Annotated in this window: 10 protein-coding genes; 6 read left to right on the top strand and 4 right to left on the bottom strand. The window is 58.2% G+C overall.

The annotated features are described in order from the left end of the window. Positions 1 to 60: 60 nt before the first annotated feature. Positions 61 to 2,466: a DNA translocase FtsK gene (locus AB4O41_RS26990; protein WP_460145365.1), complete on the bottom strand. Its 2,406-nt coding sequence runs from the start codon at positions 2,464 to 2,466 to the stop codon at positions 61 to 63. Between the two features lie 306 nt (positions 2,467 to 2,772). Here AB4O41_RS26990 and trxB point away from each other — a divergent pair, with 306 nt between their 5' ends. The 4 genes from trxB to infA all read left to right on the top strand — a co-directional run bounded on the left by trxB (position 2,773) and on the right by infA (position 5,596). Next, positions 2,773 to 3,732, top strand: a complete 960-nt coding sequence (trxB, locus tag AB4O41_RS26985; protein WP_460145364.1) for a thioredoxin-disulfide reductase — start codon at positions 2,773 to 2,775, stop codon at positions 3,730 to 3,732. Positions 3,733 to 3,800: 68 nt separating this feature from the next. Further along, positions 3,801 to 4,481 (top strand): leucyl/phenylalanyl-tRNA--protein transferase, encoded by a 681-nt coding sequence (gene aat, locus AB4O41_RS26980; protein WP_460145363.1) that lies wholly within the window; start codon positions 3,801 to 3,803, stop codon positions 4,479 to 4,481. An 88-nt stretch (positions 4,482 to 4,569) separates the two neighbouring features. Then, positions 4,570 to 5,277: an arginyltransferase gene (locus tag AB4O41_RS26975; protein ID WP_367374945.1), complete on the top strand. Its 708-nt coding sequence runs from the start codon at positions 4,570 to 4,572 to the stop codon at positions 5,275 to 5,277. Positions 5,278 to 5,377: 100 nt separating this feature from the next. Continuing rightward, positions 5,378 to 5,596, top strand: coding sequence for a translation initiation factor IF-1 (gene infA, locus AB4O41_RS26970; RefSeq protein ID WP_002553999.1), 219 nt, complete (start codon positions 5,378 to 5,380; stop codon positions 5,594 to 5,596). Between the two features lie 215 nt (positions 5,597 to 5,811). On the opposite strand, the gene clpA is transcribed toward infA, so the two are convergent. Beyond that, a complete protein-coding gene (gene clpA, locus AB4O41_RS26965) occupies positions 5,812 to 8,082 on the bottom strand; it encodes an ATP-dependent Clp protease ATP-binding subunit ClpA (protein WP_038982525.1) in 2,271 nt (756 codons plus the stop codon). 30 nt (positions 8,083 to 8,112) lie between these two features. After that, positions 8,113 to 8,496, bottom strand: a complete 384-nt coding sequence (clpS, locus tag AB4O41_RS26960; RefSeq protein ID WP_038982524.1) for an ATP-dependent Clp protease adapter ClpS — start codon at positions 8,494 to 8,496, stop codon at positions 8,113 to 8,115. A gap of 225 nt (positions 8,497 to 8,721) precedes the next feature. Here clpS and AB4O41_RS26955 point away from each other — a divergent pair, with 225 nt between their 5' ends. Next, complete coding sequence (locus AB4O41_RS26955; protein ID WP_460145362.1) at positions 8,722 to 9,003, top strand: cold shock domain-containing protein; 282 nt, start codon at positions 8,722 to 8,724, stop codon at positions 9,001 to 9,003. 72 nt (positions 9,004 to 9,075) lie between these two features. Here the strand turns inward: AB4O41_RS26955 and icd are convergent, their stop codons facing one another. Next, positions 9,076 to 10,332, bottom strand: a complete 1,257-nt coding sequence (icd, locus tag AB4O41_RS26950) for an NADP-dependent isocitrate dehydrogenase (RefSeq protein ID WP_460145361.1) — start codon at positions 10,330 to 10,332, stop codon at positions 9,076 to 9,078. A gap of 493 nt (positions 10,333 to 10,825) precedes the next feature. On the opposite strand from icd, the gene AB4O41_RS26945 reads away from it, so the two are divergent. Further along, a complete protein-coding gene (locus AB4O41_RS26945) occupies positions 10,826 to 13,051 on the top strand; it encodes an NADP-dependent isocitrate dehydrogenase (RefSeq protein ID WP_460145360.1) in 2,226 nt (741 codons plus the stop codon). The last annotated feature ends 44 nt before the right edge of the window (positions 13,052 to 13,095 follow it).

Here is a 13,095-nt window from a genome sequence, read left to right as displayed (position 1 = left end):
TCATAAACATTCGTGGGAGTGCGGGCGGCGTCTCAAGACACCGCCCCTTTCAAAACCGGATCAGTCGCGCACCGGGCCAGGGGCCAGGACTTCACGCGAACCGTTGGTGTTCATGGACGTCACGACCCCGGCCATCTCCATGGCTTCGATCATGCGCGCCGCGCGGTTGTAGCCGATTTTCAGCTTGCGCTGCACCGCGGAGATGGACGCGCGACGGCTTTCCAGTACGAATTGCACCGCTTCGTCGTAGAGCGCATCGGTTTCGGCATCATCGTCACCGCCACCGCCGCCGTTTTCAAAGCCACTACCGGCCTCTTCGACACCGGCGAGGATGTCATCGTTGTACTCCGGTGCGCCGCGCAGTTTCCAGGCTTCAACCACCCGGTGAACCTCGTCGTCGGACACGAATGCGCCGTGAACACGAATCGGCAGACTGGTGCCCGGCGGCATGTACAACATATCACCGTGGCCCAGCAGTTGTTCGGCGCCGCCCTGGTCGATGATGGTCCGCGAATCGATCTTGCTCGATACCTGGAACGCCATACGGGTCGGAATGTTCGCCTTGATCAGACCGGTGATCACGTCCACCGAAGGCCGCTGGGTCGCGAGGATCAAATGGATACCGGCCGCACGAGCCTTCTGGGCGATACGGGCGATCAGCTCTTCAACCTTCTTGCCGACGATCATCATCATGTCGGCGAATTCGTCGACGACCACGACAATGGTCGGCAGTTTTTGCAGCAGTGGCGCTTCGTCGTGGATGCTTTCGCGCTTGTACAGCGGATCGCTCAACGGCTCGCCGGCGTCCTGGGCTTCCTTGACCTTGGCGTTGAAGCCCGAGAGGTTACGCACGCCCATCTTCGCCATCAGCTTGTAGCGCCGTTCCATCTCGGCGACGCTCCAGCGCAAGGCGTTGGCGGCGTCCTTCATGTCGGTGACCACCGGGCACAGCAGGTGCGGAATACCTTCGTAGATCGACAGCTCAAGCATTTTCGGGTCGATCATGATCAGTTTGGCGTCTTCCGGGCCAGACTTGAACAGAATCGACAGGATCATCGCGTTCACACCCACCGACTTACCGGAACCGGTCGTACCGGCCACCAGCAAGTGCGGCATTTTCGCCAGGTCGGTGATGACCGGCTTGCCGCCGATATCATGACCCAGGGCCAGGGTGACCGGGGACTTGAAGTTATCGTACTCGGGGGTCGACAAGACCTCGGAGAAGCGCACGATCTGCCGGTCTTCGTTAGGGATCTCGATACCGACCGTGGTCTTGCCCGGAATCACTTCCACGACACGCACACTGGTCACGGCCAGGGAACGGGCCAGGTCTTTCGCCAGGTTGGAGATACGGCTGACTTTGACGCCGGCCGCAGGCTGGATTTCGTAACGGGTAATGACCGGGCCCGGATGAATCGAATCCACCGAGACTTCGACGCCGAATTCCTTGAGCTTGATTTCCAGCAAGTGGCCGACGGCCGCCAGGGATTCAGGCGAATAATTGAGTTGTTTCTTTTCCGCAGGGTCGAGAATCGAGATCGGCGGCAAGGTGCCTTCCACGGCGCTGTCGACGAACAACGGCGCCTGTTTCTCTTTTTCCACGCGCTTGCTGGGCGCTGCGGGTTTGGGCGGAGCCGGGGCAATCACCGGCGGTACCTGTTTCTCGCGCTCGGACATGTGCTTGCTCAGGGCCTGCTCGCGCTCGATCAGGCGCTCCTTGACCTTGGCCTGCTCGCGTTTGTCGGTGACGGTCGGCGCGACCACGTCATGCACGCGATCGTCGACTTCACGCAGTTGGGCGACCAGTTGCTTGCGTTCCATACGGGCTGCCCACCAGCGATTGGCCGCGCCCTGAAACAGTTCGAACAGATCAAGGGTGATCTTGCCGGTGACGTCCATCACCTTGAACCACGACAGGTCGGTGAACACTGTCAGGCCGAACAGGAACAGCGCGATGAACAACAACGTGCTGCCCTGGATGTTCAGCGCGTTCCGGGCCAGATCGCCTAGGCTTTCGCCCAAAGCGCCACCTGCGCCGGCCGGCAGACCGGTCGCCGCGTGGAAATGGATGTGGGCCAGCGCTGCACCCGACAGGACCAGAAACACCAGGCCGATCAGGCGCCAGGAGAACAGCCAGCCGCTCCACTGCCACGGCTCGTGGCGCTGGCGGAAGATCTGATACGCCTTGATCGCCAGCAGCAACGGGAAAATGTAGGCGAAGTAACCCAGGACCATGAACAGGATGTCGGCGCTGTAGGAGCCAGCAGGCCCGCCGAAGTTCTGCACATCCTCGATCTTGCTGTTATGGCTCCAGCCCGGATCGTCCTTGCCGTAGGTCAACAAGGCCATCATCAGGAACAGGCACAAGGCGCCGATGGCGATCAATGCACCTTCCTTGAGCCGGTAGTGCAATTGCTGGCGCCAGAGCGGGACGACTGTTTTAGGTGCTGCGGTGGATTTCTTCAAAACGCTTCTTTTCCTGCGCCCATGGCGCGTCCATCTGTTGAATGACTATAAAAACTGCCCAATCCAGGCAGGTAAAAAAGTTAACAGGCGCAACTGGGACTACTTTTAACACTGCGCCCCGGTTTTTCGAAATACGGCGCGCACCGCTTTTTTGATACAAACACTGTTACAAGCGAGCATTGTACGGGTTTGTTCACCCGATGCCATGCTTGAGACCCTTGGGGGCAGCATAGTCAACAGCACAGTACGCGCGGTCCAATTTGAGCATGCATTCTCTTTTGTGACAAAGGCTTATGAGGTGTTTTTATGACTGAAGCGAAGCATTCCCGCCTGATCATTCTGGGTTCCGGCCCTGCCGGTTACAGCGCAGCCGTTTATGCCGCTCGCGCCAACCTCAAACCCGTTGTCATCACCGGCATACAGGCAGGTGGCCAACTGACCACCACCGTCGAAGTCGACAACTGGCCCGGCGACGTCGAAGGCCTGACCGGCCCGGTACTGATGGAACGCATGCAAAAACATGCCGAACGCTTCGACACAGAGATCGTTTACGACCACATCCATACGGCCAAGTTGCAACAACGCCCGTTCGAGCTCATCGGCGACAGCGGCACCTACTCCTGCGATGCGCTGATTATCGCCACCGGCGCTTCGGCCCAATACCTGGGGCTACCATCGGAAGAAGCCTTTGCCGGCAAAGGGGTTTCGGCCTGTGCCACTTGCGATGGCTTCTTCTACCGCAACCAGGTGGTCGCAGTGATCGGCGGAGGTAACACGGCTGTTGAAGAAGCGCTGTACCTGTCGAATATCGCCAAGGAAGTCCACCTGATTCACCGTCGCGACAAACTGCGCTCGGAGAAGATCCTCCAGGACAAACTCTTCGAAAAAGCCGCCAACGGCAATATCCGCCTGCATTGGAACCAGAATCTGGACGAAGTACTGGGCGACGCCAGCGGTGTGACCGGTGCCCGCCTGCGGCACAGCCATACGGGCGAAACCAATGAATTGCCGCTGGCCGGCGTATTCATCGCCATCGGCCACAAACCCAACACCGATCTGTTTCAGGGCCAGCTGAAAATGCGTGACGGCTACCTGCTGGTCAAGGGCGGCAGCGAAGGTGACGCCACTGCCACCGACATCGAAGGCGTGTTCGCCGCCGGTGATGTGGCCGATCATGTTTACCGCCAGGCGGTGACGTCCGCCGGGGCCGGCTGCATGGCCGCGCTGGATGCCGAGAAGTATCTCGATGACATCCCCACCGTTTGACGGTTAACCTCCTACAAGGCGGGTTCAACGACCCGCTACCGCCCTCCCCTTCTGCAAGCCCGGATGCCATGCTGACTTGGTTACAACGCAACACGCTGACCTTCCCGCCGCTGGAAAAAGCCATGCGCGACCCCAACGGGCTGCTGGCCGCGGGTGGCGATTTGTCCGCCGATCGTCTGATTCAAGCCTATCGTCACGGCTGCTTTCCGTGGTTTTCGGAGGGCCAGCCGATTCTCTGGTGGTCGCCAGATCCGCGCACAGTACTGTTTCCCGACGAACTGCATGTCTCCCGCAGCTTGAACAAACTGCTGCGCCAACAGCGCTATCAAGTGACCTTCGATCGGGATTTTGCCGCGGTCATCCGCGCCTGCGCCGCACCGCGCGAGTACGCTGACGGCACCTGGATCACCCAAGCGATGCAGGACGCCTACGTCGAACTGCACAGGCGTGGTTATGCCCACTCGGTGGAGGTCTGGGACGATGGTGTGCTGGTCGGCGGGCTCTACGGCCTGGCTATGGGGCAGTTGTTTTTCGGCGAGTCGATGTTCAGCCGCGCCGATAACGCCTCCAAATATGGCTTCGCCACCCTGGTGCGACACCTGAAAGACTCAGGTTTTGTGCTGATTGACTGCCAGATGCCTACCGATCATCTGCACAGTCTGGGTGCCCGAGCGATTCCCCGCCGCGAATTTGCTGGCTACCTTGCACGGCATCTGGATCAACCCAGCCGTGCCACCTGGGTTTGCTGAGCGACTTTTGCGCGCGTGGCTTACACTTAATGCGGGGAAACGAGTTGAGAACGCCCCCCCAATCAAAAGCTTATCCCGAGGGTTGATCATGACCGAGTTGGCGCGTTTGAAGTTCTATGCCACTCAGCCCCACTCTTGCAGTTATCTGCCCGAGGAGCAGGCCACGACGCTGTTCCTCGACCCTAGCCAGCCCATGGATGTGCATGTCTATGCAGACCTGTCTGAAATGGGTTTCCGTCGCAGTGGCGATCATCTCTACCGGCCCCATTGCCAGCATTGCAATGCGTGCGTACCGGCGCGCATTCCTGTGGCGCAATTTACGCCCAACCGTCAGCAGAAACGCATTGTCAAACGCAACGCCGACTTGCAGGTGCGTCCGACCAGACCAAAGTTCAGCGAAGAGCATTTCGACCTCTATCAGCGCTACATCGAACAACGTCACGCCGACGGCGATATGTATCCGCCGAGCCGCGACCAGTTTTCGACCTTCCTGGTGCGCGACCTGCCGTTCTCCCGCTTCTACGAATTCCGCCTCGAAGGCCGACTGCTGGCAGTGGCCGTCACCGACTTGCTGCCCAACGGTTTGTCGGCGGTTTATACCTTCTACGAGCCCGGCGAGGAGCGTCGCAGCCTGGGGCGTTACGCGATTCTCTGGCAGATCGCCGAAGCCCGGCGCCTGGGGCTGGAAGCGGTCTATCTCGGCTACTGGATCAAAAACTGCAAAAAAATGAGCTACAAGACCCAATATCGCCCTATCGAACTGCTGATTAATCAGCGTTGGGTCATCCTGAGCTAGAACCCCTTGGCTTAAACCCCATTTTTCGGGCACAATGCACGCCGCTTTTGCCTGGCGCAGTTGCACCGGGCCATTCATTGGACACCGAGGGCTTTACTGCATGTCGAAAGAAGACAGCTTCGAAATGGAAGGCACTGTCGTCGACACCCTGCCCAACACCATGTTTCGTGTGGAGTTGGAAAATGGGCACGTCGTAACCGCGCATATTTCCGGCAAGATGCGCAAGAACTACATCCGTATTCTTACCGGCGACAAAGTGCGCGTCGAGCTGACGCCCTATGACTTGAGCAAAGGGCGCATCACCTACCGCGCTCGCTAATCAAGTCAATACAAAACGCCCGGCTATGCCGGGCGTTTTTGTTTGTGGATCGTTCCCACGCTCTGCGTGGGAATGCCTCAACGGACGCTCCGCGTTCGGCTTTTGAAGGGACGCGGAGCGTCCCGGGCTGCATTCCTTTGCTGCGCGTGGGAACGATCATGGCAGACAGCAAAAAGGCGCCAATCGGCGCCTTTTTGCTTTGTTGCGGTTTAACGTCAGGCCATTTCAGCCGTGGTCTCAAACTCGAAGGTCAGCTCGCCGTCCTTGATGTCGATGTGTACCACACCGCCATGCTCGGCCAGTTCGCCAAAGAGAATCTCCTCCGCCAGTGGACGCTTGATCTTGTCCTGGATCAAACGCGCCATTGGACGAGCACCCATTGCCGAGTCGTAACCACCGGCCGCCAGCCAGCTGCGAGCAGCGTCGGTGACTTCCAGCAGCACACGCTTGTCTTCCAGCTGCGCCTGAAGCTCGGTAAGGAACTTGTCCACCACGCTTTTGATGACCTCATGACTGAGGCGACCAAACTGGATAATGGTGTCCAGACGGTTACGGAATTCCGGCGTGAAGCTCTTCTTGATCACTTCCATCGCATCGGACGAGTGGTCCTGATAGGTAAAACCGATCGAAGCACGCGCCGCGGTCTCGGCACCGGCGTTGGTCGTCATGATGACGATCACGTTACGGAAGTCCGCCTTGCGCCCGTTGTTATCGGTCAGCGTACCGTGGTCCATGACCTGCAACAGCAGGTTGAAGACTTCCGGATGCGCTTTCTCGATTTCATCGAGCAACAATACGCAATGAGGCTGCTTAGTGATGGCTTCGGTCAGCAGACCGCCCTGATCAAACCCGACATAGCCTGGAGGCGCACCGATCAGACGCGATACGGTGTGGCGCTCCATGTACTCGGACATGTCGAAGCGAACCAGCTCGACTCCCAACGCCTTGGCCAATTGCCGCGCGGCCTCGGTTTTACCAACACCGGTCGGCCCTGCGAAGAGGAACGAACCGACGGGCTTGTCAGGCGACTTGAGGCCAGCACGGGACAGTTTGATCGCGGTCGACAGCGAGTCGATCGCCGCATCCTGGCCAAATACCGTGAGTTTCAGGTCACGCTCAAGGTTACGCAGCAGCTCTTTGTCGGAACTGGTGACGTGCTTAGGTGGAATTCGCGCGATTTTCGCGACGATGTCCTCGACCTGAGGCACTTCGATGCGTTTCACGCGCTTCTCGATCGGTTGCAGACGCTGATAGGCGCCCGCCTCGTCGATAACGTCGATGGCCTTGTCCGGCATGTGCCGGTCATTGATGTAACGCGAGGCCAGTTCAGCAGCGGCGCGCAGGGCTTCATCGCTGTATTCGATGTTGTGGTGCGCTTCGAAACGCCCTTTCAGGCCACGCAGGATGCCAATGGTGTCTTCCACCGAAGGTTCCGACACATCGACCTTCTGGAAGCGCCGAGCCAGAGCACGGTCCTTCTCGAAGATCCCACGGAATTCCTGGAACGTGGTCGAACCGATGCAGCGAATATCGCCCGAAGACAGCAATGGTTTGAGCAGGTTTGACGCATCCATGACGCCACCGGACGCAGCGCCCGCACCAATGATGGTGTGGATCTCGTCGATGAACAGGATCGCCTGCGGACGTTTTTTCAGCTCATTGAGCAACGCCTTGAAGCGCTTCTCGAAATCGCCGCGGTATTTGGTCCCGGCCAGCAAAGCCCCCAGATCGAGGGAATACACCACGCTGTTGGCCAGCAGATCCGGTACCTGGTTGTCGACAATGCGTTTGGCCAGGCCTTCGGCAATCGCGGTTTTACCCACGCCTGCCTCGCCCACCAGCAGCGGATTGTTTTTGCGACGACGCGCGAGGATCTGCGCGACGCGCTCGACCTCCAGCTCACGACCTACCAACGGATCGATACGACCCTGGCGCGCGAGTTCGTTGAGGTTGCTGGCATAAGCATCCAGAGGATTGCCTGAAGAAGAAGACTCACCGCCCTCGTCGTCCTGCATATCTTGCTCACCTTCAGAGTGATCGCCATGCCCCGGTACCTTGGAAATGCCATGGGCGATGTAGTTGACGACATCGATGCGCGCAACGCTCTGCTGTTTCAGCAGAAACACTGCCTGACTCTCTTGCTCACTGAAGATTGCGACCAGCACGTTGGCGCCAGTCACTTCGCGTTTGCCCGAGCTCTGTACGTGAAAGACAGCACGTTGCAGTACACGCTGGAAGCCCAGGGTTGGCTGGGTTTCACGATCCTCGTCATGAAGAGGGATCAATGGCGTGGTGGAGTCGATGAACTCCTGCAGGTCATGCTTGAGTTTGTCGAGGTTTGCGCCGCAGGCACGCAAAACGGTGGCGGCAGCCTCATTATCCAATAGGGCCAGCAGAAGGTGCTCGACGGTCATGAATTCATGACGCTTCGAGCGAGCCTCCTTGAAGGCAAGATTGAGGGTGACTTCGAGCTCGCGGTTTAACATAGCTTCACCTCATACCCAAGTGGTCGGCGATTAACCGTCCTTCTCGATTTCACAGAGTAGCGGATGCTGGCTTTCCCTGGCGTACTGGTTGACCTGCATGGCCTTGGTCTCGGCGATGTCGCGGGTAAACACTCCACATACTGCCCGTCCTTCTGTGTGGACGGCCAGCATGACCTTGGTCGCCAGCTCGCGATTCAGGTTAAAAAACACCTCGAGCACTTCGACGACGAAATCCATCGGTGTGTAGTCATCATTGAACAAAACCACCTTGTACATCGGTGGCGCCTGTAAAGCAGGCTTAGCCTCCTGAACAGCAATGCCTGCGGAATCGTCGTCGTGTTCCTCCGGGTGATCTTTTTGGAGAGCCGGGCGATCCTGATTGAATGTTAGTCGAATCTGGCTGATTGCATGCATGGAAAGAAAGGTTCGTCAGTTGTGCAAATACAGTGGTGGGGGCGCTCATGAACGTTTTCAACTCCGACTGCCCGGTCACCTTGACTATCGGTAAATCGGTGTTACAAACAATAGAGCCCACAGTGGGTAAAAAAGGTCCGCGGAGTCAATCTTAATTACAAGATTAGACTGCGGATTAACTGGATGATACTCCAGTGATGGAGTCTGTTGCAGAGGGATATGGGTATGGCTGTCGGTAAGGTGAAATGGTTCAACAATGCCAAGGGGTTCGGTTTCATTAACACCGACGCCAGAGAAGGTCGTGACGAGGATGGCAAGGACATCGATTTCTTTGCCCACTATTCGGCTATTGAAATGGACGGATACAAAACCCTCAAGGCTGGGCAAATCGTTAGCTTTGAGATCATCCAGGGCCCCAAAGGGCTGCATGCTGTAAAGATCGCGTCGGCCACCTCCCCGAACGAACACACCTCGCCCGCCACCCGGCAAGACACAGTGTCAAGCTGACGCAGCTCGTCATCCAGTCATAAAAAAACCGCCCGAAGGCGGTTTTTTTGTCAGCTGGTTTACATGTGCGGCTTACATATGCGAGATGAGCGCATCACCAAACGCGGAAGAGGACAGCAGCTTCGCGCCCTCCATCAGACGCTCGAAGTCATAGGTCACGGTTTTCGCGGAGATCGCGCCGTTGGTGCCTTTGATGATCAGGTCGGCCGCTTCGCTCCAGCCCATGTGACGCAGCATCATCTCAGCGGACAGGATCAACGAACCCGGGTTGACCTGGTCCTTGCCGGCGTATTTCGGCGCAGTCCCGTGGGTGGCTTCGAACATGGCCACAGTGTCGGACAGGTTGGCACCCGGCGCGATACCGATACCGCCCACTTCGGCCGCCAGGGCGTCGGAGAGGTAGTCGCCATTGAGGTTCAGGGTCGCGATCACATCGTACTCGGCCGGGCGCAGCAGGATCTGCTGGAGCATGGCGTCGGCGATGGCGTCCTTGACGATGACGTTCTTGCCGGTTTTCGGGTTCTTGAACTGCATCCACGGACCGCCATCAAGCAGGGTCGCGCCGAATTCTTCAGCGGCCACTTCGTAGGCCCATTCCTTGAAGGCACCTTCGGTGAACTTCATGATGTTGCCTTTGTGCACGATGGTCAGCGAATCGCGGTCGTTGTCGACCACATATTGCAGAGCCTTGCGCGCCAGACGCTTGGTGCCTTCCAGGGACACCGGCTTGATGCCGATACCGCAGTTTTGGTCGAAACGGATCTTGGTGACGCCCATTTCTTCTTTAAGGAACTTGATGACCTTGATCGCTTCCGGCGAACCGGCTTTCCATTCGATACCGGCATAAATGTCTTCCGAGTTTTCACGGAAGATGGTCATGTCGACATCGCCTGGCTTCTTGACCGGACTAGGCACGCCTTCGAACCAGCGCACCGGACGCAGGCACACATACAGGTCGAGCTGCTGACGCAGGGCCACGTTCAGCGAACGGATGCCGCCGCCGACCGGCGTGGTCAGAGGGCCTTTGATAGAAACGACGTAATCCTTGACCGCGTCCAGGGTTTCCTGAGGCAGCCAGGTGTCCTGATCGTAAACCTGAGTCGCTTTCTCCCCGGCGTAGACTTCCATCCAGGAAATTTTGCGCTCGCCGCCGTAAGCCTTCTTAACAGCAGCATCGACAACCTTGATCATGACCGGGCTGATATCAACGCCAATACCATCGCCTTCAATGAAGGGGATGATCGGGTTGTTAGGAACATTGAGAGAATGGTCCGCGTTGACGGTGATTTTGTCGCCGACGGCTGGAACCTGAATCTTCTTGTATCCCATGCTGTACTCCATTGTTTGGATTGAACATCTGGCTGCGTTCGAGCGTACCCCAGTTAAATCGGCGCGCAAACCCTATGTTCCGACCATCTGCCGCAAAGCTGCACAGTTCGCAACGTACAAGCCTGAAAGCAAAGGGAAAAGCGCCAAACTCAAGCACGGCGAATGACTCTACGCCCCACACCGGCCTGCGACCTTTAGACCAATGGACGAAAAACGTTGCCTATGAACCATCGGCAGATTGCCAGCTACCTATGTATAATGCCGCCGCTGACCACAGAGTCACGACGGCCGACCGCTCTATCACAAGACGTTGGGCCCGAATAAGCCGGATTGCTACCGCAGTCCACCCGCTTGACGCTCGACTGATGCACCCAACATCACCGCGAAGAAATCTCGACATTCGGCTCATGGATGACTTTGAACGAACGCGCTTACCCGGCGCCCCTCGAGTTTCTGCGCACGCTTTAGCAAAGAAGAGAGAGTTAATCCGAATATGCCCACCCGCTCGAAGATCATCTATACCTTCACCGACGAAGCCCCAGCCCTCGCCACCTATTCACTGTTGCCTATCGTAGAGGCTTTCACCGCCTCGGCTGATATCGCCGTTGAAACCCGCGATATCTCTCTTGCAGGGCGCATTCTGGCCAGCTTCCCCGAGCAACTGGGTGACAAAGCCGTAGCCGACCACCTCGCCGAACTGGGCGACCTGGCCGTTACGCCTGAAGCCAACATCATCAAGCTGCCGAACATCAGCGCTTCGGTTCCGCAACTGCAGGCCGCGATCAAAGAGCTGCAAGCCCAGGGCTTTGCACTGCCGGACTACCCGGAAACCGTGACCAGCGATGCCGACAAGCTCGCCAAGTCGCGTTACGACAAGATCAAGGGCAGCGCCGTGAACCCGGTTCTGCGCGAAGGCAACTCCGATCGTCGTGCACCACTGTCGGTCAAGAACTACGCGCGCAAGCACCCGCACAAAATGGGCGCATGGGCCAAAGACTCCAAGTCTCACGTCGCTCACATGAGCACCGGCGATTTCTACGGCAGCGAAAAAGCCGCCCTGATCGACGCCGCTGACGCCGTCAAAATCGAACTGATCGCTCAAGACGGCACCACCACCGTCTTGAAAGAAAAAACCACCGTGCAAGCCGGTGAGATCCTCGATTGCGCCGTTCTGAGCAAAAAAGCGCTGCGCAGCTTCATCGCAGCCGAGATCGAAGACGCCAAAGCCAAAGGCGTGCTGCTGTCGGTTCACCTGAAAGCCACCATGATGAAGGTCTCCGACCCGATCATGTTCGGCCAGATCGTTGCCGAGTTCTATAAAGACGCACTGGCCAAGCACGCTGACGTGCTGGCACAGATCGGCTTCAACCTGAACAACGGCATCGGCGACCTGTACGCTCGCATCAAAGCCCTGCCGGCTGAGCAACAAGCGCAGATCGAAGCGGACATCCAGGCGGTCTACGCCGTTCGTCCGTCGCTGGCCATGGTCAACTCCGACAAAGGCATTACCAACCTGCACGTGCCGAGCGACGTCATCGTCGACGCCTCGATGCCGGCGATGATCCGTGACTCCGGCAAAATGTGGGGCACTGACGGCCAGCTGCACGACACCAAGGCTGTGATCCCGGATCGCTGCTACGCCACCATCTACCAGGCAGTGATCGAAGACTGCAAGCTGCACGGCGCTTTCGATCCAACCACCATGGGCAGCGTGCCAAACGTTGGCCTGATGGCGAAAAAAGCCGAAGAGTACGGCTCGCACGACAAGACTTTCCAGATCAAGGCAAACGGCGTAGTTCGGGTTTCCGACAGCGCTGGTCGCACTCTGCTGGAGCAGTCGGTTGAAGCCGGCGACATTTTCCGCATGTGCCAGACCAAAGACGCGCCGATCCAGGACTGGGTCAAACTGGCCGTCAACCGTGCTCGTGCAAGCGCAACGCCGGCCATTTTCTGGCTGGACCCAATGCGCGCCCACGATGGCGTAGTGATCGAGAAAGTTCAGGCATACCTGAAGGATCACGATACTTCCGGCCTGGACATCCGCATCATGTCGCCTGTCGACGCGATGAAGTTCACCCTGGACCGCACTCGCGAAGGCAAGGACACCATCTCGGTGACCGGCAACGTATTGCGCGACTACCTGACTGACCTGTTCCCGATCATGGAACTGGGCACCAGCGCCAAGATGCTGTCGATCGTTCCGCTGATGAACGGCGGTGGTCTGTTCGAAACCGGCGCCGGCGGTTCGGCACCGAAGCACGTTCAGCAACTGCTGGAAGAGAACTTCCTGCGCTGGGATTCCCTGGGCGAGTTCCTGGCCCTGGCCGCGTCCCTTGAGCACTTGGGTGTTACCTACAACAACCCTAAAGCGCTGGTGCTGGCCAAGACTCTGGATCAGGCCACTGGCCAGTTCCTGGACAACAACAAGTCGCCATCGCGTAAAGTCGGCAACATCGACAACCGCGGCAGCCACTTCTACCTGGCGCTGTACTGGGCTCAAGCCCTGGCCGCCCAGACCGAAGACGCTGCACTGCAAGCGCAGTTCGGCGAACTGGCCAAAACCCTGGCCGAGAATGAAGCAACCATCGTTGCCGAACTCAACGCTGTTCAGGGCAAGCCAGTGGACATCGGCGGTTACTACCACGCCAATGCCGAGCTGATCAGCAAGGCCATGCGCCCGAGCAACACCTTTAACGCCGCGATCGCTGCGTTGGTTTAAGGTTGTAAGGATGCAAAGAAGCCCCGGCCCAGTGCCGGGGTTTC

The sequence above is a fragment of the Pseudomonas sp. S2_A02 genome (assembly GCF_054668495.1).
This window is presented reverse-complemented; position numbering and strand designations above follow the sequence as displayed.

What these genes read in the sequence shown, in the direction of transcription:
- trxB (WP_460145364.1), top strand. Translation starts at nt 2,773, where the DNA reads ATGACTGAAGCGAAGCATTCCCGCCTGATCATTCTGGGTTCCGGCCCT.
- aat (WP_460145363.1), top strand. Translation starts at nt 3,801, where the DNA reads ATGCTGACTTGGTTACAACGCAACACGCTGACCTTCCCGCCGCTGGAA.
- AB4O41_RS26975 (WP_367374945.1), top strand. Translation starts at nt 4,570, where the DNA reads ATGACCGAGTTGGCGCGTTTGAAGTTCTATGCCACTCAGCCCCACTCT.
- infA (WP_002553999.1), top strand. Translation starts at nt 5,378, where the DNA reads ATGTCGAAAGAAGACAGCTTCGAAATGGAAGGCACTGTCGTCGACACC.
- clpA (WP_038982525.1), bottom strand. Translation starts at nt 8,082, where the DNA reads ATGTTAAACCGCGAGCTCGAAGTCACCCTCAATCTTGCCTTCAAGGAG.
- clpS (WP_038982524.1), bottom strand. Translation starts at nt 8,496, where the DNA reads ATGCATGCAATCAGCCAGATTCGACTAACATTCAATCAGGATCGCCCG.
- AB4O41_RS26955 (WP_460145362.1), top strand. Translation starts at nt 8,722, where the DNA reads ATGGCTGTCGGTAAGGTGAAATGGTTCAACAATGCCAAGGGGTTCGGT.
- icd (WP_460145361.1), bottom strand. Translation starts at nt 10,332, where the DNA reads ATGGGATACAAGAAGATTCAGGTTCCAGCCGTCGGCGACAAAATCACC.
- AB4O41_RS26945 (WP_460145360.1), top strand. Translation starts at nt 10,826, where the DNA reads ATGCCCACCCGCTCGAAGATCATCTATACCTTCACCGACGAAGCCCCA.